This is a genomic window from Edaphobacter sp. HDX4 (genome assembly GCF_036877565.1).
Classification (GTDB): domain Bacteria; phylum Acidobacteriota; class Terriglobia; order Terriglobales; family Acidobacteriaceae; genus Edaphobacter.
Genome location: NZ_JAEDXW010000009.1, coordinates 159,365 through 181,522, shown reverse-complemented (window position 1 = coordinate 181,522; position 22,158 = coordinate 159,365). Strand labels below are relative to the sequence as shown.

General features: G+C 61.0%; 19 protein-coding genes. 9 read left to right on the top strand and 10 right to left on the bottom strand.

Features of this window, described 5'->3' with window-relative positions; translation table 11 throughout:
- The first annotated feature begins 47 nt into the window (after positions 1-47).
- Together purU and JAO29_RS11125 are read left to right on the top strand one after the other, a co-directional pair.
- Complete coding sequence (gene purU, locus JAO29_RS11130; RefSeq protein ID WP_334268285.1) at positions 48-911, top strand: formyltetrahydrofolate deformylase; 864 nt, start codon at positions 48-50, stop codon at positions 909-911.
- A 24-nt stretch (positions 912-935) separates the two neighbouring features.
- Positions 936-1,799 carry a TIM barrel protein gene (locus JAO29_RS11125; protein ID WP_334268284.1) on the top strand — a complete coding sequence of 288 codons (864 nt, stop codon included), beginning with the start codon at positions 936-938 and terminating at the stop codon, positions 1,797-1,799.
- 1 nt (position 1,800) lies between these two features.
- Here the strand turns inward: JAO29_RS11125 and JAO29_RS11120 are convergent, their stop codons facing one another.
- On the bottom strand, positions 1,801-3,075 hold the full coding sequence (locus JAO29_RS11120) for a hypothetical protein (protein WP_334268283.1): 1,275 nt from the start codon (positions 3,073-3,075) through the stop codon (positions 1,801-1,803).
- 71 nt (positions 3,076-3,146) lie between these two features.
- Here JAO29_RS11120 and lipA point away from each other — a divergent pair, with 71 nt between their 5' ends.
- Positions 3,147-4,082, top strand: a complete 936-nt coding sequence (lipA, locus tag JAO29_RS11115) for a lipoyl synthase (RefSeq protein WP_334268282.1) — start codon at positions 3,147-3,149, stop codon at positions 4,080-4,082.
- Positions 4,083-4,093: 11 nt separating this feature from the next.
- Here the strand turns inward: lipA and JAO29_RS11110 are convergent, their stop codons facing one another.
- The 3 genes from JAO29_RS11110 to JAO29_RS11100 form a co-directional block, all read right to left on the bottom strand.
- The gene (locus tag JAO29_RS11110; protein ID WP_334268281.1) at positions 4,094-4,507 is read right to left on the bottom strand and encodes a hypothetical protein; all 414 of its coding nucleotides are present in this window, start codon (positions 4,505-4,507) and stop codon (positions 4,094-4,096) included.
- A gap of 99 nt (positions 4,508-4,606) precedes the next feature.
- Positions 4,607-4,810, bottom strand: a complete 204-nt coding sequence (locus JAO29_RS11105) for a cold-shock protein (RefSeq protein ID WP_334268280.1) — start codon at positions 4,808-4,810, stop codon at positions 4,607-4,609.
- A gap of 158 nt (positions 4,811-4,968) precedes the next feature.
- Positions 4,969-6,324 carry an ArnT family glycosyltransferase gene (locus JAO29_RS11100; RefSeq protein ID WP_334268279.1) on the bottom strand — a complete coding sequence of 452 codons (1,356 nt, stop codon included), beginning with the start codon at positions 6,322-6,324 and terminating at the stop codon, positions 4,969-4,971.
- A gap of 113 nt (positions 6,325-6,437) precedes the next feature.
- Between JAO29_RS11100 and dut the strand changes: the two genes are divergently transcribed.
- Genes dut through purF form a run of 3 tightly spaced genes read left to right on the top strand, consistent with a single transcriptional unit; the run spans position 6,438 to position 11,104 of the window.
- Positions 6,438-6,878, top strand: coding sequence for a dUTP diphosphatase (dut, locus tag JAO29_RS11095; RefSeq protein WP_334268278.1), 441 nt, complete (start codon positions 6,438-6,440; stop codon positions 6,876-6,878).
- A 51-nt stretch (positions 6,879-6,929) separates the two neighbouring features.
- Positions 6,930-9,590 carry a phosphoribosylformylglycinamidine synthase subunit PurL gene (gene purL / locus JAO29_RS11090; RefSeq protein ID WP_334268277.1) on the top strand — a complete coding sequence of 887 codons (2,661 nt, stop codon included), beginning with the start codon at positions 6,930-6,932 and terminating at the stop codon, positions 9,588-9,590.
- A gap of 32 nt (positions 9,591-9,622) precedes the next feature.
- A complete protein-coding gene (purF, locus tag JAO29_RS11085) occupies positions 9,623-11,104 on the top strand; it encodes an amidophosphoribosyltransferase (RefSeq protein WP_334268290.1) in 1,482 nt (493 codons plus the stop codon).
- A gap of 335 nt (positions 11,105-11,439) precedes the next feature.
- On the opposite strand, the gene JAO29_RS11080 is transcribed toward purF, so the two are convergent.
- From JAO29_RS11080 to JAO29_RS11070, 3 genes are read right to left on the bottom strand one after another with little or no spacing between them, the layout of a single operon-like run.
- Positions 11,440-12,303 carry a sugar phosphate isomerase/epimerase family protein gene (locus tag JAO29_RS11080; RefSeq protein ID WP_334268276.1) on the bottom strand — a complete coding sequence of 288 codons (864 nt, stop codon included), beginning with the start codon at positions 12,301-12,303 and terminating at the stop codon, positions 11,440-11,442.
- Between the two features lie 14 nt (positions 12,304-12,317).
- Entirely contained in the window at positions 12,318-13,208 is an 891-nt protein-coding gene (locus JAO29_RS11075; RefSeq protein ID WP_334268275.1) for a VOC family protein, read from the bottom strand.
- Between the two features lie 50 nt (positions 13,209-13,258).
- Positions 13,259-14,464, bottom strand: a complete 1,206-nt coding sequence (locus JAO29_RS11070) for a D-alanine--D-alanine ligase family protein (RefSeq protein WP_334268273.1) — start codon at positions 14,462-14,464, stop codon at positions 13,259-13,261.
- 405 nt (positions 14,465-14,869) lie between these two features.
- Here JAO29_RS11070 and JAO29_RS11065 point away from each other — a divergent pair, with 405 nt between their 5' ends.
- The 3 genes from JAO29_RS11065 (at position 14,870) to sseA (ending at position 17,959) form a co-directional block, all read left to right on the top strand.
- Positions 14,870-15,352 (top strand): hypothetical protein, encoded by a 483-nt coding sequence (locus JAO29_RS11065; RefSeq protein WP_334268272.1) that lies wholly within the window; start codon positions 14,870-14,872, stop codon positions 15,350-15,352.
- Between the two features lie 268 nt (positions 15,353-15,620).
- Positions 15,621-17,048, top strand: a complete 1,428-nt coding sequence (locus tag JAO29_RS11060) for an MFS transporter (protein ID WP_334268271.1) — start codon at positions 15,621-15,623, stop codon at positions 17,046-17,048.
- 68 nt (positions 17,049-17,116) lie between these two features.
- A complete protein-coding gene (gene sseA, locus JAO29_RS11055) occupies positions 17,117-17,959 on the top strand; it encodes a 3-mercaptopyruvate sulfurtransferase (RefSeq protein WP_334268270.1) in 843 nt (280 codons plus the stop codon).
- A 63-nt stretch (positions 17,960-18,022) separates the two neighbouring features.
- On the opposite strand, the gene JAO29_RS11050 is transcribed toward sseA, so the two are convergent.
- From JAO29_RS11050 to JAO29_RS11040, 3 genes are all read right to left on the bottom strand, one after another.
- Complete coding sequence (locus JAO29_RS11050) at positions 18,023-18,265, bottom strand: hypothetical protein (protein WP_334268269.1); 243 nt, start codon at positions 18,263-18,265, stop codon at positions 18,023-18,025.
- A 207-nt stretch (positions 18,266-18,472) separates the two neighbouring features.
- Positions 18,473-18,964 (bottom strand): AAA family ATPase, encoded by a 492-nt coding sequence (locus JAO29_RS11045; RefSeq protein ID WP_334268268.1) that lies wholly within the window; start codon positions 18,962-18,964, stop codon positions 18,473-18,475.
- A 225-nt stretch (positions 18,965-19,189) separates the two neighbouring features.
- Positions 19,190-22,039, bottom strand: a complete 2,850-nt coding sequence (locus JAO29_RS11040; RefSeq protein ID WP_334268267.1) for an aconitate hydratase — start codon at positions 22,037-22,039, stop codon at positions 19,190-19,192.
- Between the last annotated feature and the right edge of the window lie 119 nt (positions 22,040-22,158).

The window sequence follows — 22,158 nt, the reverse complement described above, 5'->3', positions numbered from 1 at the left end:
CGGCCTAGCCACCGGCACTACTCAGAAAAGAGAAACTGCCTGCTGCGATGAAGGATTCTGCCGTTCTGTTGATTACCTGCCCCGATCAAAAGGGCCTGGTCGCCGCCGTATCCGGCGAACTCTATCGCTTCGGCGCCAACATCATCCATGCCGACCAGCACCAGGACCACGTTGAGGGCCTCTTCTTCATGCGCGTGGAGTGGTCGCTCCGGGGCGATGGCGACCAGCCCTTCGATATCCAGGCCTTCTCAGCCGCCTTTGCTCCCATCGCCGATCGATATGCGATGAAATGGCATCTTCACGTCAGTGCCGTTCGTCCGCGTGTGGCCATCTTCGTCTCTCAGCACCTGCACTGCCTGGCGGACCTGCTGCACCGACACCAGATGGGCGAGCTCGACTGCGAGATCCCGCTCATCATCAGCAACCACACCAATGGCGAGCCGCTTGTCCGCTTTCACAACATCCCCTTCCATCATGTTCCGCTCACGGCGGCGAACAAGGAGGAGGGCGAGGCAACGCAGTTCGCCCTGCTGGAGGCTGCACGCATCGATCTCATCGTACTGGCGCGATATATGCAGATTCTCTCGCCGGAGTTCGTGCGCCGCTATCCCTCAGGCGTTATCAATGTGCATCACTCCTTCCTCCCCGCATTCATCGGGGCGCGGCCATATCATGCTGCGTACAAGCGCGGCGTTAAGCTGATCGGCGCTACAAGCCACTACGTGACCGAGGAGCTAGACGACGGCCCAATCATCGAGCAAGACGTTGCCCGAATCTCGCATCGGGATCAGGTTGAGGATCTGATTGCCAAGGGCCGCGACCTTGAGCGCGTCGTCCTGTCACGTGCAGTCGCCTGGCATCTGGACCGGCGTATTCTTCGCTATGGGAACAAGACCGTAATCTTCGATTAGAGTGTTGTGGTCACAAGGAGGCTCATGCTCAGTCGCCGAACTTTCACCGGAATGCTCGCCGCGTCGGCGATTCTGCCGCGCGTCACCATCGCGCAGTCCTCGTCAATGGACGATCGTTTCTCCGTAATGATCTGGGTCTTGCGCAAGCGGGCCAGCTTCGACCAGAACCTCGAAACCGTCGCCCAAGCCGGCTACCGGCACATCGAGCTGATCGGCGAGTTCTGGCAGTGGAGCGATACCGAGCGCGAGCGTTATATGGCCAAGATGGCCCAGCTCGGCATCACGATCGATGCTACGACGGGCATGAAGCTGGGTTTCGCTGACCCCACAAACGGGGATGCTTACATAGCCGAGCTTAGAAAGCTGATCGTCGCTGCAAAGCAGGTAAAGTGCGCTCGGCTCATTCTGATGTCGGGCAAGGTACTTCCCTCGGTGGGCGATGAGCGGCAGCGAGCAGCGTCAATAGCTACTCTCAAGCGCGCAGCCGAGGTGCTGGACGGCGAAGGCATGTCCGCTCTTCTCGAACCGATCGATCGGCTCGAGAATCCCACCTACTGGATGGACGGTGTGGAGGAGGCAGCTACAATCACTCGCGCCGTCGCCAGCCCTCGTGTCCGCGTGCTCTACGACCTCTATCACGAGCAGCGCACGCGCGGAAACCTGCTGGAGAAGCTCGAGAAGGTCCTCGATCAGGTAGACGTGGTTCATGTGGCCGATGTTCCGCGGCGCAGCGATCCCGGAACCGGCGAGATGGCGTGGCCCAACATATACCGCAGGCTCAAGGCCCTGAACTACAAGGGCATGATCGCGATGGAGTTCTATCCGGACGGCGATCCGTTGCAAGCGCTGCGTAAAGCTCGCCTGGAGGCGGAACGCGAGCTCGCCTGAGTCATGATGCTGGCAACTCTGCGGGAGCCTTCCTTGTCACCTTCAAGGGAGTCTCCTGCACGGCATTCCCCTTCCTTCCAGCCGCCATGCTCAGAACGCGGTGCGCATAGTCCGAGACCATCGCAACCCCCTCCGCATACTGCATGTTCGGACGAATGCGGCCGCCGTTATAAGCACCTGCGGCCTTGGCCGCATCTCCGTGGAAGTAGTCCAGCAGGTTCCGCAGCAGCAGCCCGGCATAGGTCGTCAATACGTGAGAATCGACCTTGTCCAGATCCAGGTGTCGGGGCGGCCGCAGACGAGAAGGGAGCTTCGTGTAGTCGCGTTTGTCTTCGAGGAATAGTTTGTGTGCATAGCGCAGCGTCTCGCGAGTGATCTGCCATGGTCCCTGGGAGTAGTTGCTGACCAGAACTCGACCTCTACGCCGTTTGAGAACGATATCTCCGCGTTCGGCTCGCCGTTTCCAGACCGCATGGTGCAGGTCCCCTCGCACATCCATGTAATTGTTCTCCATCGCTCCGATGCCCAGCAGCATGCTCAGCGGTATGTCGTAGAACTTCGCGACCTCGATCATGTCGGCGGCAAACTGCAGCGACTGCTCCTGCGAGAGAACCTTATCGGTAGGAACGATCTGTTCTCTGGCACGCCTGTCGGTCGTGCTTTTGAACAGGATGAAGGTGGCGACCGCTGACTGCAGTTGGTTCGGAGGCAGCTGCAGCAGCTTCTGCTTCACAGGCCGCTGATACGCCGCATCGAAGATCCGGGTCTGTTTCCGCCACTCGTTGATCTGGGAGGTCGGTGGCGAGTCCATGGAAAAGCGTTCGATGTATTTGCCAATCTCGAGTCGCGCCAGGCGCATCCCGGATGCGATCAGGTCGTTCGGAAGCATCAGATAAAGGTCATAGATGGGTTCCTCCGCACGCTCCTTCGAGGCCATCAGTACCTCCGTGCCGGCTATCGCAGGAAGTCCGGCCAGGTATTGAAAACGGAGATATGCGGTCAACTCATCCGGGTACTGTCCGACAAGCCCGACGAGATTTCCGTTGGGCATTGAGACCGTAGTCGTCCCGTCTTCGGAGCGTACAAGGGGCAGTGCCGTATGGTCGAACTTCGGCATGGGAAGCACGCGGAAGCGGTACAGAAACCATCCGCCGGCAGCCGCCAGCAGAACCGCATAGGGAATTGCGAACAGGACGAGTACCAGAGTTCGTCTCGTGGTTCGCTCGTCACGGACGGCGGTCATCGGTCCCTTTCCTGGAACGAATAGATTATCCATGCTTCCGCCAAAAGTCTTGGAGACGATCTGGCTGGCCGGTTAGATCCGGCGTCCAGCTACAATAGAAGACGATGACGCCCGTATCCGAGCTGGTACAGATCGACCTTTCGCCCCGGAAGCCCGCGCCCAAGCCGGCCTGGCTCAAGGCGAAGGCCCCGATGGGCGAGACCTTCCACAATCTCAAGAAGATGGCACGCGACCTGAACCTGCACACCGTCTGCGAGAGCGCCCACTGCCCCAACATCGGCGAGTGCTGGAACCAGAAGGCCGCAACGTTCATGATGCTCGGCAACCTGTGCACTCGCCGCTGCGGCTTCTGCGCCGTTCCCAAGGGCAGGCCGGAGCCGATCGATCTGGACGAGCCGCGCCGCGTGGCGTACGCGGTGGCCCAGCTTGGACTCAACCACGCCGTGATCACCAGCGTTAACCGCGATGACGACAACATTGGCGCCGCTCAGGCGTTTGTACAGGTAGTTGAAGAGATTCGCCGTCAGGCTGCCGGTTGCCGTGTTGAGATCCTCACTCCAGACTTCCAGGGAAACGAAGAGTCACTCCGTCTCGTGGTCGGGATACGCCCTGAGATTCTGAATCACAATATCGAGACCGTTCCGCGCCTCTATCGTGTCGCCAAGTCAGGGGGCCGCTATGAGCGCTCGCTGCGCTTCCTGGAACACGCAAAAGAGATTGCAGCGGAGATGTTCTCGGACCGCGACGGCGACCAGATTGTCACCAAGACCGGCATCATCGTTGGCTTGGGAGAAGAGATGCACGAGCTGCTCTCGGTCTTTCGCGATCTGGCAGATCGTAAGGTGGACATCTTGACCATCGGTCAGTATCTGCGCCCCTCGCGCGACCACCTGCCGATGGCGCGCTATTACACCCCGGAGGAGTTCGCCTTCCTCAAGCATGAAGCATTGGCTATGGGGTTCAAACATGTGGAGTCTGGCCCGCTCGTCCGTTCGAGCTACCACGCACAGGAACAGGCTCAGTCCACCGGGTTGGCTTAGAAGCCCAGACGCTATGCGGTCTTGTGCTTCGTCCTGTTTTTTCTGTAATTCTGCAGATCCTGCGTGTAGTCCAGAGCCGTTCCGCTGTAAGGAGACGGGATCGGTGCTGCAGGAATTTCGCTCACCGCGGTCGGCGGTTTCGGGGTATCGACGGAGGGATCTTCGAGGACCTCGACATCGTCCTCATGGGGACGAAGAGAGCGTGGGCGCTCAGACTCACTGAACTCGATACCTTCATCGATCATTTGCTGTGCCTTGCGGATCAGCAGATTACGTTTGGCAGTCATCTTCTCTACGGAAGTAGAACGCTCTTCTTCGGTGGCGAAGGCTTCATACTTTTGCAGATGAGCCAGCTTTCGGTCGAACAGGTCAATCTCCTCGTGCAGAGACCGCAGCTGATACTTTCCGGACGGAATTACGGGCATAAGATCCTCCCTGAATCCAGGTTTCATGTTGCACGTGGGTTCGGCCAAATAGAAAAGGGCGGCTCGAAGCACGCCCTTATCCGGAAATTTCTCTTTTTCTTAGAGAACCTGAACGTTCTCCGCCTGCCAGCCCTTGGGGCCCTTCACGACGTTGAACTGAACTGCCTGGCCTTCCTGAAGGGAACGGAATCCCCCATTGCTCTGAATCGCAGAGAAATGAACGAAAACGTCATCTCCGCCATTGCGGCTCAGAAAGCCAAAACCTTTCGCATCGTTGAACCACTTAACTGTTCCTTGTTCCATGATCTATTCCTTTAATTTGATTACTGCCTGATGTACCGCTGAACGCAATGTGGATATTTGCGAGTAGTAGTAGCTTAGCGGCTAGAACAAGCAAGAACCAGATCGGATTCGACGATCACTTTATTCTAGCACTTTTTGGTGGAAAACAGGAGCGGGACTTACGTCTCGAGCGCCTTCTGTCCCCCCGCTTCCGTTCGCCGCGGCCCGGTCGACTGGAACAGATAGATCGCCAGGATGGTCAGAAAAGGTTCGAACGGGTGCCTAAACCGTGCCTGCACAAAGACTGTGTAATACGGAAGCGGCAGCAGCACCAGGATCCACGCCACCAGCCCTGCCGCAGGCATACGGTTGCGAAGCGACAGCGCAAGTCCCAGCAGGCCCGCAAGGCTGACAAATCCATAGTTCAGCATCCGGGGTAGCTCCAGACGCAATGGAGCATCCGACGGCACCCCAAACCAGAAAAAGTACATTCGTTTCAGAGTATTGGCGAGAAAGTGGCCAGGATGCGCCCGCATGTAGGCCTTCGCAGCGTCTCCGCGCATTTTGGCATACCGAAGTTCTCCCATCTGCCTGTAAAGCTCGAACTGATTGGTCGCCATATTGGGATGGTCGTAGACCATGACCCACCCATTCGACCCAGGACCGTTGCCCAGATACGTCTCCACCCCCAGGTTGCCGCGAATAGGCACAAAGGCATGGAATACCTGGTAATTTCGAATCTCCCATGGAGTCAGGCAGGCGATGAAGACAATTCCCGCCAGAACGGCGTTCCGAAGGGCGTGCGGGCGGTTCCAGGTGCCGATCAAGATCCAGATCCCGCAGACGGGAAGAAACAGCAGCAGCGTCGAAGTCGACAGGGCGATGATGCCCCACAGCAACCCGAATAGAAGCCACGCCCCCGTCTGGCTCCCGGCCTCTGATGAACCCGGCGAAGCTACCGCGTTCCGATTGATGGAACGCATCCGCAGCGCAAGCACCAGGACGACCGTGAAGAGGAAGGTGGTCAGGGTCATCTCCCACAGCCATCGCACCGCATACTGCATCGCTGCCGGATAGAGAGCCCACAGCCATCCCGACCAGATCGCATTGGCACGCGAGTAACAGCGATAGGCGATCTCCCATACTCCCATCGCTGTCAGAGCCGAAAGAACGCAGTTGATGAAGAGCAGGACCCACGCCGAGAGATTCGTATAGACGCCAAAGAGCTTGAAGACTCCGGCAATGAGCAGTGGGTACGCGGGCGGGACCCACGCCGTCGGGCCCGTAGGTCCAAGAAAAGACGGCTCAAAGGGATTAGCGTAGCCGTGTCCGGTCGCGAGGGAGCGAGCAATCCGTCCAGCCTCCCAACCGAACTGAAAATGATCGACAAAGGGGTGAATTCGATAGGTGTGGGCCAGCGTCATGTATAGGACCCGCACCGCAAAAGCCACCCAGAACAGACGCCACGGCGCTCGGGGATCGCCTTGGGCGCGGGAACCGTCTGCCTTCATCCACGTCCAGAGCCGTTCAAGCATCGTGTCTTCGATTCTAGACGGCGCGCCTGCTTTTCCCCACCTGCGTTTGCTTTTCACTACCAGCCCGGAGATCATTCCTCATATCCCATCTCTCACTGAGGAAATTGCACGCGATGAATCCCGTAGTCCGGCTCAAGGTAAAGAAACTGGTTCAAGAGGCAAAGCTTCCCCGCTACGCGCATGTTGGAGACTACGGCGATCTGGCAGCCGATCTCTACGCCTCCGAAGCCCTCATCCTAGAACCCGGCTCGACCGTCGCCATTTCTACCGGAATCGCTATGGAGTTTCCCTCCACCCACGGCGCACTCGTCGAGGATCGCTCCGGTCTGGCGCTCAAAGGCCTCACCACACTCGCCGGGGTGATCGATCCGGGCTATCGCGGCGAGATTCGCGTGGTGGTTACCAATCTCGGGACAGCTGCGCTTGACGTGAAGTCTGGTGACCGTATCGCGCAACTCAGGATTGTGCAGCGTATCCAGGCCGACTTCGAAGAGGTCACCGAGCTCGGGGAAGCCACCCGGGGAGCGGGCGGCTTTGGCAGCACCGGCGTCTAGCACCCCGCCCGCACTGGATGCCCATGTCACGTACAATTAACCTTGCGAGCCATGGCCAAAATGCAAGCGGAACACCCTAGGACGGTACCCTCCCCAGCGACTATCACTCCGGAGCTGCTAAAGCAGCACAGCATCACCCGGGATGAGTACAAGCGAATCGAAGAGGCCCTCGGCCGTGTACCCAGCCTCACTGAGCTGGGTATTTTTTCGGTCATGTGGTCAGAGCATTGCTCCTATAAATCTTCGCGTGTGCATCTCAAGCGCCTTCCTACCCGCGGCGAGCGCACCTCCGGTCCGGGCAGCGTGGTTCAGGGCCCGGGAGAGAACGCCGGAATCATCGACGTGGGCGACGGATGGGCCTGCGCCTTCAAGATCGAGTCGCACAACCACCCCAGCTACATCGAGCCCTATCAGGGCGCAGCTACAGGCGTCGGCGGGATCCTGCGCGACATCTTCACCATGAACGCCCGCCCCCTGGCAGTCATGGACTCCCTCCGCTTCGGACCCCTCGACGAATCAGAGCCCGACGAAGCCCTGCGCGCCAAGAACCACCAGGTGACCACCGGCGTCGTTCACGGCGTCGCTGGATATGGCAACTGCTTCGGCGTCCCGAACCTCGGCGGTGAGACCCGTTTCGAGCCCTGCTACTCCGGTAATCCTCTTCTGAACGCCTTCGCCCTGGGTCTCGTCAAGAAGGACGAGATCTTCTATGCCAAGGCAGTAGGCGTCGGCAATCCGGTGATCTACGTCGGCGCCAAGACGGGCCGCGACGGTATTCACGGGGCTACGATGGCGTCCGAGGAGTTCACCGAAGGCTCTGAGCAGAAGCGCCCCAACGTCCAGATGGGCGACCCCTTCATGGAGAAGCTTCTCCTCGAAGCCTGCCTCGAAGCCATGGCCACCGGTGCTGTCCTGGGAATTCAGGACATGGGCGCAGCCGGCCTTACGTGTTCCACCTGCGAGATGGGCGCCCGCGGAGGCCTCGGCCTCACCGTCGAGCTCGACCGTGTTCCCCAGCGCGAGACCGGCATGACCAGCTACGAGATCATGCTGTCGGAATCGCAGGAGCGCATGCTTCTGGTCGCCGACAAAGAACGAGCAGTTGAAGTCCTCGACGTCTTCTCCAAGTGGGGGCTCGATGCCTCTATTGTGGGCGAGGTCACCGCAGAGCCCCACATGCGCATCACGCAGGGCGGAGTTCTGGTCGCCGACATTCCCAACCAGTCCCTCACCGATGACGCCCCGGTCTACCACCGTCCCGTAGGCACCTGGAAGGCTCCGGTCCCGCTCGATCCTCCGGCCCGTGTTCTCGCAGAGCTGAAGAAGCCCCGCGACTACACCGCCGACCTTAAGAAGCTTCTCGCCAGCGCGAACATCTGCGACAAGCGCTGGGTCTACGAGCAGTACGACTCCATGGTCCAGACCAACACCGTGCAGGGCCCCGGCGCGGAAGCCGGGGTGATGCGCATCAAGGGAACAGGAGCGTCGCGCTCTCGTGAAAATGTCATCCTGAGCGAAGCCGCAGGCAAACTTGAAGGATCTGCGGTCCAGGATAGCGCCGCCACCACGAACCTCGATCCCCTCGCGTTCAAGCACAGCGTAACCGGCAAGGTCGCCAGCGTGATAGCTGCATCTACCCCTCAGGGTGAAGCCACAATCGCGACCGGCAACGAGGACGCAGCCAACCCGGTTGTGGCCCCCGATCCGGCGAGGCATGAATCAGGCACCAGTTCGGCTGCCCCGGGTCTCGCATCTGAGCCTTGGGATAGACCGGCAGCGACCTCTTCCCGCCGCGAACGCGGCCTCGCGATGGCTCTCGCAGGTAACGGTCGCTGGACATATCTCGACCCCAAGCTGGGCGCGATGCACGCAGTAGCGGAAGCAGCTCGCAAGGTCGCCTGTACCGGCGCAACTCCCGTCTCTGCGACCAACTGCCTGAACTTCGGCAATCCCGAGAAGCCCGAGATCATGGCGCAGCTCTCAGCCGCAATCGATGGCATCGCACAGGCCTGCACGGCTCTCGGAACCCCGGTCACCGGCGGCAATGTCTCGCTCTATAACGAGACCAAGGGCGTGGGCATCTATCCGACTCCCGTACTCGGAATCGTCGGAATCATTGATGATGTGACAAAGGCTGTTCCTGCAAGCTTCCAGGCACCGGGCGACCTCATCGTTGTCCTCAGTGCGCCAAGCGGTCCCGTCGAGACCGAAGCGCTCCGTTCGTTCGGATCGTCAGAGTACGCCAGAACAGCACTCGGACAAATCTGGGGTTGTCCACCCCGCCTGCAACTCGTCGAAGAGAGGGAACTGCATCGCTCGCTCGCCGACCTGGCCTCGAAGTCTCTGCTTCGGTCGGCGGCCGATATCTCGGATGGCGGCCTCGCGGTCGCTCTCGCCAAGGCGGGCTTCTCCGCGGGAATCGGGTGCAGCGTCACATTGCGCGATGAGCTGAATCCTGCGGCTTATTCACTCTTCAGTGAAGAGGCGGGCATCGCAGTGGTGACCTGCAGGGAAGACGATCTCCACGAGATTGAGGCGATCCTGCGGAAATACGGCACCATCTCGGCGACGATCGGAGCGACTACCTTCGAACCGCGCGTTGTCATCGAACTGAAGGGCGAAACCGTTGTCGATGCGCAACTGGAAGATCTCCGCAATCCATGGAGAAGTACGTTGGAGACACAGCTTGCAGGGGAACTGGTGACCGCATGAAGAACGATCTCACCGAACTCGATCACAGTCGGATGGAAGATATCGAAGACGACGCAATTCCGCACGAGGCTGAAGAGCACTTCGACAAGCTGCGCGAAGAGTGCGGCGTCATGGCCGTCTACAACCATCACGACGCTGCGCGCATGACCTACTGGGGTCTCTATTCGCTCCAGCATCGCGGGCAGGAGTCCGCCGGTATCGCCAGTGCTGATGGCCATAATGTCAACGACATTAAGGGCATGGGGCTGGTGTCGGAGATCTTCACCGATGACGTGCTGCAGAAGCTCCCCGGCCACATGGCCATCGGGCACACGCGCTACTCGACGACCGGTGACTCCGCGCTGCTAAACGCGCAGCCCATCTCGGTCGAGTCCACCAAGGGCCTCATCGCCATCGCGCACAACGGCAATCTCGTCAATCTCGGCAACTCCAAAGAGCGCCTCGAGCGCGACGGCGCCGTCTTCCAGACCACCTCCGACTCCGAGATCATCATCCAGCTCATCGCGCACTCCACGCGCTCTACTCTGGTCGACTGCATCGCGGATTCGCTCTCGCAGGTCGATGGTGCCTTCTCGATCGTCATGATGACGCGCAACCGCATCTTCGCCGCGCGCGACCCGCACGGCTTCCGTCCTCTGTCGATGGGGCGCATCCCCGGGGTAGACGGCGCGCCCGATACCTTCGTCTTCGCCTCTGAGACCTGCGCCTTCGACCTGCTTCACGCGAAATACGAACGCGACGTCGAGCCCGGCGAACTCGTCATGGTCTCTGAAGACGGCGTCACGTCACGCTACTTCGACACCAAGACCCCGCAGGCAAGCTGCATCTTCGAGCACGTCTACTTCGCTCGTCCCGACTCCCGCATCTATGGTCGCTGGGTGCAGAAGAGCCGCGACGAGATGGGTCGCCAGCTCGCGCGCGAGTCCGGTGTTGATGCCGACCTCGTCGTTCCCGTGCCTGACTCCGGCGTGACCGCCGCTCTGGGCTACGCTGCTGAATCAGGAATCCCGTTCAACTTCGGTCTCATCCGCAACCACTACGTGGGCCGCACATTCATCCAGCCGGAGCAGCGCGTGCGCGACTTCGGAGTCCGCATGAAGCTCAACCCGATGCGGTCGCTGCTTGAGGGCAAGCGCGTCATCCTCATCGACGACTCCATCATTCGTGGAACCACCTCGCGCAAGATCGTCCGCATGGTGCGGGCTGCCGGTGCCACGGAAGTTCACATGCGCATCTCGTGTCCGCCAACGATCTCGCCCTGTTTCTACGGTGTTGATACTCCCAGCAAGAAGGATCTTATCGCCGCCAACCAGAGCGTCGCAGAGATCTGCAAGTTCATCGAGGCGGACTCGCTGGCATATCTCTCGCTGGTGGGGCTCACCCACTCCTGCACCACCGGGGAACCGCTCGCGGGCCTTGAGCCAGGAGACTTCTGCACCGCCTGCTACACCGGCGACTATCCCACCCAGTGGGTCGATGTCGCTGACATCCTGCCGGCAACGACTTCGGTCTGATCCCCGTATGTCCTGAATGAGCAGAGATGAGGTCGTCTGCCGGCAGTCATTGCGGCAGAGATCAGGTCCGTCCGTCCCCGCAGGCAATTACCGCATCCCTTCCTGAGGTGTCATCCTGAGCGAAGCTTCTCGCGGCTTTATCGGGAGAGGCGGAGTCGAAAGATCTGAAGGATCTGCGGTTGCTCGCTCAACGAACGTTCTCCAACCCGCAGATCCTTCGACTCCGCGCTGACGCGCTGCGCTCAGGATGACACCTTAATGAGGGCAGAGGAGAGCCGGTTCCAGTCGTCCAGTCCGCGCAACAGGGTCCCGCCGTCACGTCCGACGGCAGCCGTCTACGTCAGCTTCACCGAGTTCAGATACTCGAAGTTCTCCTTCAAGCTTTCAAAAACGGGGAGCTTCGTCTCGTCCTGATCGAGCAGCGCAAGGTGGATCCCCTGGGCGCGTGCCTGCGAGATCAGCTTAGGCCACGGGATGCTGCCCTTGCCGAGCTCGACGATGTGCTGCTCGTCGGTCGGCGCGTAGTTGACCGGCGAGTTCGCGACACGGTCCTTCAGGTGAATCAGAACCAGCCGGTTGGCGTACTTCTTCATCATCGCCGACGGGTCCTGCCCGGCCTGTGTCAGCCAGTACAGGTCGAACTCCAGCTTCACCAACGCTGGGTCAGTGTTCTTCATCAGCACGTCAAAGCCAGTGGTGCCGTTCATCGGCTTGAACTCGTAGTTGTGGTTGTGGAAGCAGAGCTGCATCCCCACATCGCGCACCTTTTTGCCCCACTTGTTCAGGTTCGTCGCTGCTTCGTGGAACCCTTCCGGCGATCCCCACAGATTTTTGGGCAGGATGGAGCAGACCATGTACTTCAGCCCAAGCTGATGGGCGTAGTCGATCTTCGACTCGAGCGTGTCGTAGTCGAAGTGCCCGGAATCGGAGGCGAGGCCCGAGTCTTTGACGATGCTGCGCAGCTCCGCGGCCGAGTGATTGTAGGCGATCGGATAAAGTTCGATCTGGCTGAAGCCGATCTGGTGAATTCGCTTCAACACTCCCGCAAGATCAGCCGGAGCCTCTTTCCGAACCATGTACAGCTGAACACCGTAAGTCATGCCGTCGTGATTCCCGGCGAATGCGTTGGAGGCGCGCAGCGTGCATCCGGCGGCCGCAGCCATGGCGGAGAGGCGAAGAAATTCTCGTCGTGTCGTCATCAATCGTCCTGTTCTTAGCGGGATTCGTGTTCGGTCGGGTGCTTTGCGGTGAACTCGGAGCAGCAGGGCTTGCCGGCGGGCTCAAACTCCATCATCTCCACCCGCGTCAGGTCCGGATCGTAAAGATTGAGCTGCACCTTGCCATCGCGGCCGCTCTTCGACGCGGAACAGTTCGGACCTTCGCAATGATTGCGCTCCAGCCCAGCGATGGCGTCGCTCATGTGTTTCACGCCGAGCGACATATGATCCGACACGCCGATTTGTTTCAGCGTGGCGTCCGGACTTATGTTGAGCATGTACTCCAGCCAATCCGACCCTTCAGGAACCTGCTGGCTCACCCAGTCCGTCGTCGTGTCGTTGCGCCCACCATGCCAGTAGGGCCGGAAGCCGAGGAGGTCGTGGTAGAAGCGATCTTCTTTCGCGCGATCTTTGACAACGAATCCCGAATGGATCAGGCGGTGCGAGACCGCGGTCGATGGAACGGCCGGCCCAACGGCTGCACCCTTGACCTCCTGGACGAATACGATCAGGTTGCCCTCGGGATCGCGTACGCTGAAGCGACCCTTGTGGAGAGGGTCGACGATCTCGACCGAGTGCGCTTTCAGGTAGCTCGCAAGCGCTCGCGCATCGCGTGTCATAAAGCCGACGGCTTCGAGCCGCGTGGGCGGTGCAGGCGAAGGCAGTGGGGCGACCTCGATCCACTGCGAATCGTTGACGGGATAGCGCGTGATGGTGCCGTCTTTGCTGGAGCTGAACCCGAGCGTCTTGCCGTAGAACTTCGCGGAAGATGCCGCGTCGCTCGCGTAGACACGAACGAAGGCGATGCCCGTGATCGCCGGACGCTGCTGCGACCAGCCGAACGTGCCCGCAGCAATTAGAAACGCGACTGCCAACGCTCTTTTCATCGAGCGCCACTTTATCCTGCGCGTTTCGCCAAGTCAATGAAAGGAGCAGGTTACCCGCGCGAGAAGATCGTCTCCTGCTTCTCGCCATGGCGCTCAACGGCCAGCTGAATGAGGCGATCAATCAGCTGCTTATAGGGCAGACCGGTCGCTCCCCACAGCTTGGGATACATGGAGATGCTGGTGAAGCCGGGAAGCGTGTTGATCTCGTTGAGATAGATGCGCGGCTTATTTGCGCTCTTCTTTCCCTTTGCAGCGGGCTCCATCAGGAAGTCGACGCGGGCCAGACCGGCGCAGTCGCAGGCCTTGAAGGCCTCGATGGCCATCTGGCGAATCTGCTTCGACTCGGCGGCAGTCAGTTTGGCCGGGATGATGGGAACGCTGGCGTCGGAGAGGTACTTGGCTTCGTAGTCGTAGAACTCGGCTCCGGGAACGATCTCGCCTACGACCGAGGCTTCGGGCGAGTCGTTTCCAAGGACGGCGACTTCGAGCTCGCGCGGTTTTGCTCCTGCTCCGCCGACGCCCTGCTCGATGACGAGCTTGCGGTCGAAGCTGGCGGCTTCGTCCATCGCGGCGGCCAGCTCGGAGCGGTCGTGAACCTTGCTGATTCCGACCGAGGAGCCGAGGTTTGCGGGTTTTACAAAGAGCGGGTATTTCAGCTCCGCTTCAATCTTCTTTGTGCACGCTCGCGGGTTGGAGCGCCATTCGCTGCGAAGGATCGAGACCCATGGCGTCTGAGGCAGGCCGGCGGCGGCGAAGACCTTCTTCATCGCGGCCTTGTCCATCCCGACCGAGGAGCCGAGGACGCCGGAGCCGACGTAGGCGATGTCGGCGAGCTCAAAGAGGCCTTGGATGGTTCCGTCCTCGCCGAAGGTGCCGTGAAGGACCGGGAAGATGACGTCGATGTCCAGTGCACGCTGGGTTGCGGCGACCGCGCTGGCGCTCAGCTGGAGGGGCTGAAGCGATTCGGCCGGTACCGGCGGAATGATGATCGCCTCGCCGCGCTTGAGCACGGCTGCGGTGGGGGTGCTGGCCGGGTCGCCTGCGAGCCGTGGGTTCTCTGGCGCCTGCTTGCCGGTGAGAAGGGCGTGCGCGTCGGAGGCTGTCACCCAGCGGCCTTCCTTGGTGATTCCGATGGGGACGACGTCGTACTTCTTTTTGTCGATGGCCTTGAGGATCGATGCGGCGGAGAGGAGGGAGACCTCGTGTTCGCCGGAGCGTCCTCCGAACAGGATTCCGATGCGCTGCTTTTTCTTCATTTCTCTTTCAGTCTCCGACAAGCGGCGGAGGAATGGTGGGGAAGTTTGGAGGGGTTATATGGGGGTATACCCCATCCCGCCTTTTTGCGCAAATCTTCCATCGATAGGACTTAGGTCCGGACCACATGATTCACCCGGAAGCGGAATATCTTAGGAACGTCCTGCCCAACGTCTGGAATTGCTGTCCTTTTCATTATAGGGACTGGATGGGGACAGATCGGCACTGGCTAACTTGTCCATTATCTGGTGCTTAGATTCGATGCTGGCTTGACACAGGACGGTGTGGAAGATCGACAGGCGAGGGGTGGTGGTAGCCTCAGGGCGTCGGTTAGAGATGGAGATTCGATGCTGATTCGTCAGCGGGCCGACAAACGCAGGCTATCGTGACTGCCGGAGGTAAGAAGGATGAGCACAAAGGCGGATTTCAGTGCCGATGAGTGGGATCTGTTGCGTTCCTCGCCCCTGATGGCGGGGCTGCTGGTGGTCTCGGCGAGCCCGAGCGGGCCGGTGGGACTGGTGCAGGAGTCTGCTGCGGCGGGGAAGATGATCCTGAAGGAGGCTGCTTCGGCAGAGACTCCGCTGGTGAAGGTACTGGCCGAGGATATGAAGACGTCGATGTCGATCCCCAAGCCTCCGCCAGGAGCCACAGCGGAGGCGGTACAGCAGGCGGCGACCGAGATTCTTCGCAGGACCTCTGAGCTGCTGGCCGAGAAGGCCACTCCGGAGGAGGCCGCGGAGATGAAGCAGTGGCTGGCGGGAATAGCGAAGGCGACGGCCGAGGCGGCTCGGGAGGGCGGTTTCCTCGGGTTCGGCGGAACGCTGGTCAGCGACGAGGAGAGGGTAGCGATCGCCAGGGTAAACGAAACGCTGGGGCTGGCGGGCGCCTGAGCTTGGATCGGCAGATCGGCGCCTGAGAACCGCAGATCCTTCGACTACGCCCTCCGGGCTTCGCTCAGGATGACACCCTCTTTTGGGGAGGGTTGAGACTGCCGCTGGAGTGGTAGTGGTTGTGGTGTTGGGAACCGCAGCTCATTTTTGACAAGCTCAGGGTAGGTCTTCGATTTCCTCCTTCGGGCATGACACCCGGAGTGGTCCGAACGCGGCTTAACCGTCTCTGATGATTCCGCGGTCCGTCCGCTCCCGATAAACTAGAGGTATGTCCACACCGCGCTCCCCGTTTTATGTGACCACGCTGATCGCGGGAGCCTTCTTCATGGAAAACCTGGACGGCACCATTATTGCTACGGCGCTGCCGCAGATGGCGCGCAGCCTGCATGTGGGGGCCGTTCGGCTGAACATAGGCATGACTGCCTACCTGATTACGCTGGCCGTGTTTATTCCGATCAGCGGATGGGTGGCGGACCGCTTTGGGTCGCGGTCGGTCTTTGCTGCGGCCATCGGTACGTTCACCATTGCGTCGGTGCTGTGCGGTCTGTCGCACACCCTGACGCAGTTCACGCTGATGCGGATTCTGCAGGGGATCGGGGGAGCCATGATGGTTCCGGTGGGACGCCTGATCGTCCTGCGGACGACTCCCAAAGAGGACCTGACTCGGGCCATTCTGTACATCACGTGGCCGGGGCTGACGGCGCTGGTCGTCGGACCACCACTCGGCGGCTTTATTACGACGTATGCAAGCTGGCACTGGATCTTCTTCCTGAACCTGCCGCTGGGGATCATCGCGCTGGTCCTGACGATCCTGTGGGTGGAGAACTTCCGCACGGAAGATGTGCATCCCTTCGACTGGATTACGTTTCTCTTCGCCGGGTTCGCATCGACTGGCGTGGTGTACGGGATGGAGAAGCTGGGGGGAGACGGAGCGCACTGGCAGGCGTCCGCGGTGATCTTCGCGCTCAGCCTGTTGAGTGCGGCGCTGGCGATTGTCTCGGCTCACCGCAAGCCGGAGACCTCGCTTATCGATCTCGAGTCGATGAAGCTGAAGACGTACTCGCTCTCGATCTTCGGAGCGAGCGCGTTCCGGGTCTCGGTTGCGGTGCTTCCGTTCCTGCTGCCGCTGATGTTTCAGATCTCGTTCGGCCTGAATGCCTTTGTCTCAGGTCTTTATCTGCTGGCGCTGTTTGCGGGTGACTTCAGCATGAAGTCGATCGTGGTGCGGATTCTGCGGCGGTTCGGATTCCGCCGCGTCCTGATTGTGAACGGAGTGATCACGGCGGGCTCGATGGCGCTCTGCGCGCTGCTCAGCCCGTCGACCCGTCCTGCGATCATCGTGGCCATCCTGGCGTTCCATGGAGCGTGCCGCTCGCTGGAGTTCACGTGCATGACGACACTCGCGTACACGGAGATTCCGGCGGAGCGCATGTCGCGGGCCAACGGCTTCCTCTCCGCGGTGATGCAGCTGTCGATGGGAGTGGGGGTCGCGGTGGGTGCGGTCACGTTACGGCTGGTCGCGCATGCCAATGGACACTCGGCTGCGTTTCCGCACCTGAGAGACTTCCATGTAGCGATTCTGATTATGTCGCTGCTTTCGCTAGGACCGGTCTTTGACAGCCTCGGGCTTGATCCTTCCGCCGGCGCGGTTGCCAGTGGACATCGGCAGGTTGAGCTGGAGACGAACGCCGCTTAGGGCCATAGATCTCCTGCAATGGGTCGAACGGCTGCTGAAGGCGGGGTGGAAGAAGTAATCTGTTGGGTATGAATCCTCTCGTCTCTGTCTCCTGGCTTGCCGAACGTCTCGAAGATCCGCAAACGGTTGTGCTGGATGCGACGCTTCCCCCGGTGGGAGTGGTTCCTCCGGTCGATACGCGAGGGCGCTACCTGGAGCGACATATTCCGGGGGCGGTGTTCTTCGACATCGATGAGCTTTCGGACCACTCGACGCCGCTGCCGCACATGCTGCCGAGCGCGGAGGAGTTCACGCGGAAGATGGCAGAGCTGGGGATCAGCGACGGGATGACGATCGTGATCTACGAGCAGACAGGGGTGTTTTCAGCTCCGCGGGCATGGTGGATGCTGCGTACGTTTGGAGCGCGCGAGGTTCACATTCTGGATGGCGATCTGGAGGCGTGGATGCAAGCAGGGCTGCCGGTTGAAGCGGGGCCGGTGAAGCGCAGCATCGCGGCAACCTTTACGGCAAACGTGAAGGCGGAGGCGGTGAAGGGATTCGAGCAGGTCCAGCGGATGATTGGAGGCGGAGGCCAGATTCTGGATGCGCGTTCGGCGGGCCGCTTTGCAGGAACGGCTCCGGAGCCGCGGCCGGGGCTGAGCTCGGGACATATGCCGGGGGCGAGATCGGTTCCGTTCACGGAGCTGGTGGTGGACGGAAGAATGAAGGATGAGCCGGGGCTGCGCGAGCTGTTCGGGGCCAAAGAAGTGGATCTCGAGCAGCCGATCACGACCACCTGCGGGTCGGGAGTGACGGCGGCGGTGATTGCGCTGGGGCTGGAGATTGCGGGTGCGAAGCAGGTGAGCCTGTACGACGGATCGTGGGCGGAGTATGCGCAGCGGCCCGAGGCTGTGATCACGAAAGGCGACTAGAGCGCAGGAAAGTCCCTCAGCGGCGGGGAAGACGCATAGAACAAAAAGGGATGTGCGGCGGGTCTAGACCGCGACCGCCAGTTGCCGTTCCGTCTGTGCGGGCTGTTTCCATTCTCCGAGAGCTCGACTGAGAAGGGCGGATGAGCAGCCCTCCCCACAGAGAACGATGATGTCGTCCTGCTGGGCGAGCTTCCAGTCCCAAGGCATAAAGGTGATTCCGGATGGCGTCACCGAGGCGAGAACCCAGTGGTTGGTGGACTTCTTCTGAATTCCGCAGAGGCACGTGAATACAGGAGTTACTGCCATGGTCTTCCTCCCGTCCTTGCCGGTTGGGATGGGAGAACTCTGCTTCCACCAGGCCAAGGAGGTATCGGATCAACCAGTAGGTTGGTGTCTTATTTCCCTGATCCGATATGTATGGGACGCAGGAATTTGAGGCGGGGTTCTCTGCTGAGATAAAAATCTTTTTGATGCCGAACCGTGAAAGCAAACGCCGCAGTGGACCTCGATTTGCTAGTGGGGGAGATGGACCCGGTGGCGGACAAGTCTGACCGCAGCGGTGTCTTCGGACGAACTGGTAGCGAAGATGACGAGGCCAGGGAAAGACTCCATACGTTGGAGCAGGTAGGAGATGTCGGCATCGGCGTAGCGGTCATGGCTGTCCTCGATCTCGGTACGTTTGCCAAAGAGTGCATCGGCCTCGTCGAAGAAGAGGATGGTGCTTGCCGAGTCGGTTGAGGAGAAGAGGCGATTCAGATTCTTTTCGGTCTCGCCGTACTTCGAGACGACGGCGGAGAGGTCGACGCGGAGGAGGGTGCGGCCGGTCTCATGGGCGAGGGCGGCGGCAGTATTCGCCGCGTCCCTGCGAGTGCCGTCGAGCAGGACGGTGTTCGAGATCGCCGGGGTGGCTGCTGAGGCGATATTCCGAAGCTTGCCCAGCGTGTCGGGCGGCAGCTTAAGAGAGGAGAGCGGGCGACCTTGAGTCGGATGGCGCAGGACGTTCATGGCAGCACTCCTGTGGGATGGAGACAAGATAGTGCAAGTTTGCAAAGTTGCAAGAAGATTCGTATGTCGCCTGAGCATGCGAGGTGAGGGATCTTTCGATTGGTTTGCTCAGTATCGCGGCGGGAGTGGGGGCAAGAGCGCGAGGAGCTTGAGTTAGCGGAGTGACGCTGCATGAAAAAAGCCCCGGGACGATGCCGGGGCTTTTTCTATACAAAACAGCGCAAGTTAGTTCTTCGCGGCGAGCTGACGGAGAACGTACTGCAGGATGCCGCCGTTCTGGTAGTAGAGGATCTCCTGCGGAGTGTCGATGCGGACGGTCGCGGAGAACTCTTTGGTCTTGCCGAGATCGTCTTCGGCGAAGACGCTGATGATCTTGCCGCTGGCGAACTTGGAGTCGAGCATCGCCTTCAACTCGCCGGGCTGGCCTACGCGGAAGACCTCTTCGCCGGTGAGCAGGAGAGATTCGACGTTCTGGCCGGGAAGGAATTGCAGCGGGAGGATTCCCATTCCGACGAGATTGGAGCGGTGAATGCGCTCGTAGCTCTCAGCGACGACGAAGCGGATGCCGAGCAGACGCGGTCCCTTGGCCGCCCAGTCACGCGACGAGCCGGAGCCGTACTCTTTGCCCGCTAGGATGGCGAGCGGAGTATTGCGCTGGGCGTACGCGACGGAGGCGTCGTAGATCGACATCGGGATGTCGTCCGGCAGCAGGCGGGTGACGCCGCCCTCGGTTCCGGGAGCGAGCTTGTTGCGCAGACGGACGTTGGCGAAGGTTCCGCGGACCATGACCTCGTGGTTGCCGCGACGCGAGCCGTAGGAGTTGAAGTCCGCGGGCTTGACGCCGTTGTCGGTGAGGTACTTGCCTGCGGGTCCGTTGAGCTTGATGGAGCCTGCGGGCGAGATGTGGTCGGTGGTGACGGAGTCGCCGAGGACCGCAAGGACGCGTGCGCCGTGGATGTCTTCAACGGCGTCCGGCTGGGCCTTCATGCCCTCGAAGTAGGGAGCCTTGCGGATGTAGGTGGAGTCAGGCTCCCAGCCGTAGGTCTTGCCCTCGGGGAACTTGAGGCCGCGCCAGTTCTGGTCGCCCTCGGAGACGCGGCTGTACTCGTCCTCGAACATCCCGGAGTCGATGGAGCTGGCGACGGCGTCCGAGACCTCCTTCTGGGTGGGCCAGATGTCGCGCAGGAAGACGGGCTTGCCGTCCTTGTCCTTGCCCAGCGGATCGGTGTCGAAGTTGTGGGCGATGTGACCGGCGAGGGCGTAGGCGACGACCAGCGGGGGGCTCATCAGGTAGTTGGCGCGAACATCGGGGGAGATGCGTCCCTCGAAGTTACGATTTCCGGAGAGGACCGAGACGGCGACCAGGCCATGATCTTCGATCGCCTTTGAGACGTCGGAGGGCAGCGGGCCGGAGTTGCCGATGCAGGTGGTGCAGCCGTAGCCGACCGTCTGGAAGCGCAGCTTTTCGAGATACTGCGTCAGGCCGGCCTTGTCGTAGTAGTCGGTGACGACGCGCGAGCCGGGGGCAAGCGAGGTCTTGACCCATGGAGGCGTGCTGAGACCCTTTTCGACGGCCTTCTTTGCGAGAAGCCCGGCAGCGAGCATGACGTAGGGGTTCGAGGTGTTGGTGCAGGAGGTGATGGCTGCGATCACGATGGAGCCGTGGTCGAGGTAGGGCTCGGGATCGACGCCGAAGCGCTCGCCGATGTTCACGGTCGGAGCTTCGAGGGTCGCGACTGCGGCGCCGGTCGGCTCGGAAGCAGGAACGCCGACGCTGCTGGTGAGATCGCCGCCGAGGGAGGCGTGACCGCCCTCGCCTTCCCAGCGAAGCATCTGGCGAACTTCGTTGCGGTTGGCGTTGGGTCCGAGAAGTGTTGGAAGCTGCTTGGCGAAGCTGGGACCGGCCTGCGACAGCAGGACACGATCCTGGGGGCGCTTGGGACCGGCGACGGAGGGCTCGACGGTGGAGAGATCCAGGGCGATGGTCGCGGAGTACTCGGCCTCGGCAGCGTCGGCGGTGTGGAACATGCCCTGCTCGCGGTAGTAGGCCTCGACGAGGGCGATCTGGTCTTCGCTGCGGCCGGTGAGCCGGAGGTAGCGAAGCGTCTCAGCGTCGACGGGGAAGATCCCGCAGGTGGCGCCGTACTCGGGAGCCATGTTGGCGATGGTAGCGCGGTCGGCGAGCGGGAGCTCGGAGATGCCGGGGCCGTAGAACTCGACGAACTTGCCGACGACGCCGAGCTTGCGAAGCATCTCGGTGACGGTGAGGACGAGGTCGGTCGCAGTGGTGCCTTCCTTTAGCTTGCCGGTCAGCTTGAAGCCGACGACCTGCGGGACCAGCATGGAGACGGGCTGGCCGAGCATGGCGGCCTCTGCCTCGATGCCTCCGACGCCCCAACCGAGAACGCCGAGACCGTTGATCATCGTGGTGTGGGAGTCGGTTCCGACGAGGGTGTCCGGATAGGCGAGGCCGTCTTCGGTGGTGAAGACGACGCGGGCGAGGTGCTCGAGGTTGACCTGGTGGCAGATGCCCATGCCGGGAGGCACAGCGGAGAAGTTACGGAAGGCCGTCTGTCCCCACTTGAGGAAGGCGTAGCGCTCGCGGTTGCGCTGGAACTCGAGCGCGGCGTTGAGGTCGTAGGAGCCGGAGGTTCCGAACTGATCGACCTGTACGGAGTGATCGATGACCAGCTCGGCGGGCTGTAGCGGGTTGATGCGCTCAGGGTCGCCGCCCAGCTCGCGCATGGCATCGCGCATCGCGGCAAGATCGACGATGGCGGGGACGCCGGTGAAGTCCTGCATCAACACGCGGGCGGGCATGTAGGCGATCTCGCGCGAAGGCTCAGCCTTGGGCTCCCACTTGGCGAGGAACTGGATGTCGTCGGCGGTGACGGTGCGGCCGTCTTCGTGGCGAAGCAGGTTCTCAAGCAGGATGCGCAGTGAGAAGGGGAGGCGGGCGAGATCGACGCCCGAGGACTTCAGGGCATCGAGGCGGAAGATGGTGTAGTTCTTCGATCCGGAAGCCAGGGTGGCTTTGCTTTTGAAGGAATCAGGATTATTCGGTGAGCTGGACATCTCTTTTATCTCCGAGGGAGCGCGACGGGCGCGCTGGTTGAGAGGCCTGAGGCTGGCGAAAGCAGCCCCGGTCCGACGGGGAAAGCGTATCAAAAGTGAGAGAGAGTCGGAATGACAGC

What these genes read in the sequence shown, in the direction of transcription:
- JAO29_RS11120 (WP_334268283.1), bottom strand. Translation starts at nt 3,075, where the DNA reads ATGGATAATCTATTCGTTCCAGGAAAGGGACCGATGACCGCCGTCCGT.
- lipA (WP_334268282.1), top strand. Translation starts at nt 3,147, where the DNA reads ATGACGCCCGTATCCGAGCTGGTACAGATCGACCTTTCGCCCCGGAAG.
- dut (WP_334268278.1), top strand. Translation starts at nt 6,438, where the DNA reads ATGAATCCCGTAGTCCGGCTCAAGGTAAAGAAACTGGTTCAAGAGGCA.
- JAO29_RS11045 (WP_334268268.1), bottom strand. Translation starts at nt 18,964, where the DNA reads ATGAACGTCCTGCGCCATCCGACTCAAGGTCGCCCGCTCTCCTCTCTT.
- JAO29_RS11075 (WP_334268275.1), bottom strand. Translation starts at nt 13,208, where the DNA reads ATGAAAAGAGCGTTGGCAGTCGCGTTTCTAATTGCTGCGGGCACGTTC.
- JAO29_RS11105 (WP_334268280.1), bottom strand. Translation starts at nt 4,810, where the DNA reads ATGGAACAAGGAACAGTTAAGTGGTTCAACGATGCGAAAGGTTTTGGC.
- JAO29_RS11110 (WP_334268281.1), bottom strand. Translation starts at nt 4,507, where the DNA reads ATGCCCGTAATTCCGTCCGGAAAGTATCAGCTGCGGTCTCTGCACGAG.
- purU (WP_334268285.1), top strand. Translation starts at nt 48, where the DNA reads ATGAAGGATTCTGCCGTTCTGTTGATTACCTGCCCCGATCAAAAGGGC.
- JAO29_RS11125 (WP_334268284.1), top strand. Translation starts at nt 936, where the DNA reads ATGCTCAGTCGCCGAACTTTCACCGGAATGCTCGCCGCGTCGGCGATT.
- JAO29_RS11060 (WP_334268271.1), top strand. Translation starts at nt 15,621, where the DNA reads ATGTCCACACCGCGCTCCCCGTTTTATGTGACCACGCTGATCGCGGGA.
- JAO29_RS11070 (WP_334268273.1), bottom strand. Translation starts at nt 14,464, where the DNA reads ATGAAGAAAAAGCAGCGCATCGGAATCCTGTTCGGAGGACGCTCCGGC.
- JAO29_RS11065 (WP_334268272.1), top strand. Translation starts at nt 14,870, where the DNA reads ATGAGCACAAAGGCGGATTTCAGTGCCGATGAGTGGGATCTGTTGCGT.
- JAO29_RS11080 (WP_334268276.1), bottom strand. Translation starts at nt 12,303, where the DNA reads ATGACGACACGACGAGAATTTCTTCGCCTCTCCGCCATGGCTGCGGCC.
- JAO29_RS11100 (WP_334268279.1), bottom strand. Translation starts at nt 6,324, where the DNA reads ATGCTTGAACGGCTCTGGACGTGGATGAAGGCAGACGGTTCCCGCGCC.
- purF (WP_334268290.1), top strand. Translation starts at nt 9,623, where the DNA reads ATGGAAGATATCGAAGACGACGCAATTCCGCACGAGGCTGAAGAGCAC.
- JAO29_RS11040 (WP_334268267.1), bottom strand. Translation starts at nt 22,039, where the DNA reads ATGTCCAGCTCACCGAATAATCCTGATTCCTTCAAAAGCAAAGCCACC.
- JAO29_RS11050 (WP_334268269.1), bottom strand. Translation starts at nt 18,265, where the DNA reads ATGGCAGTAACTCCTGTATTCACGTGCCTCTGCGGAATTCAGAAGAAG.
- purL (WP_334268277.1), top strand. Translation starts at nt 6,930, where the DNA reads ATGGCCAAAATGCAAGCGGAACACCCTAGGACGGTACCCTCCCCAGCG.
- sseA (WP_334268270.1), top strand. Translation starts at nt 17,117, where the DNA reads ATGAATCCTCTCGTCTCTGTCTCCTGGCTTGCCGAACGTCTCGAAGAT.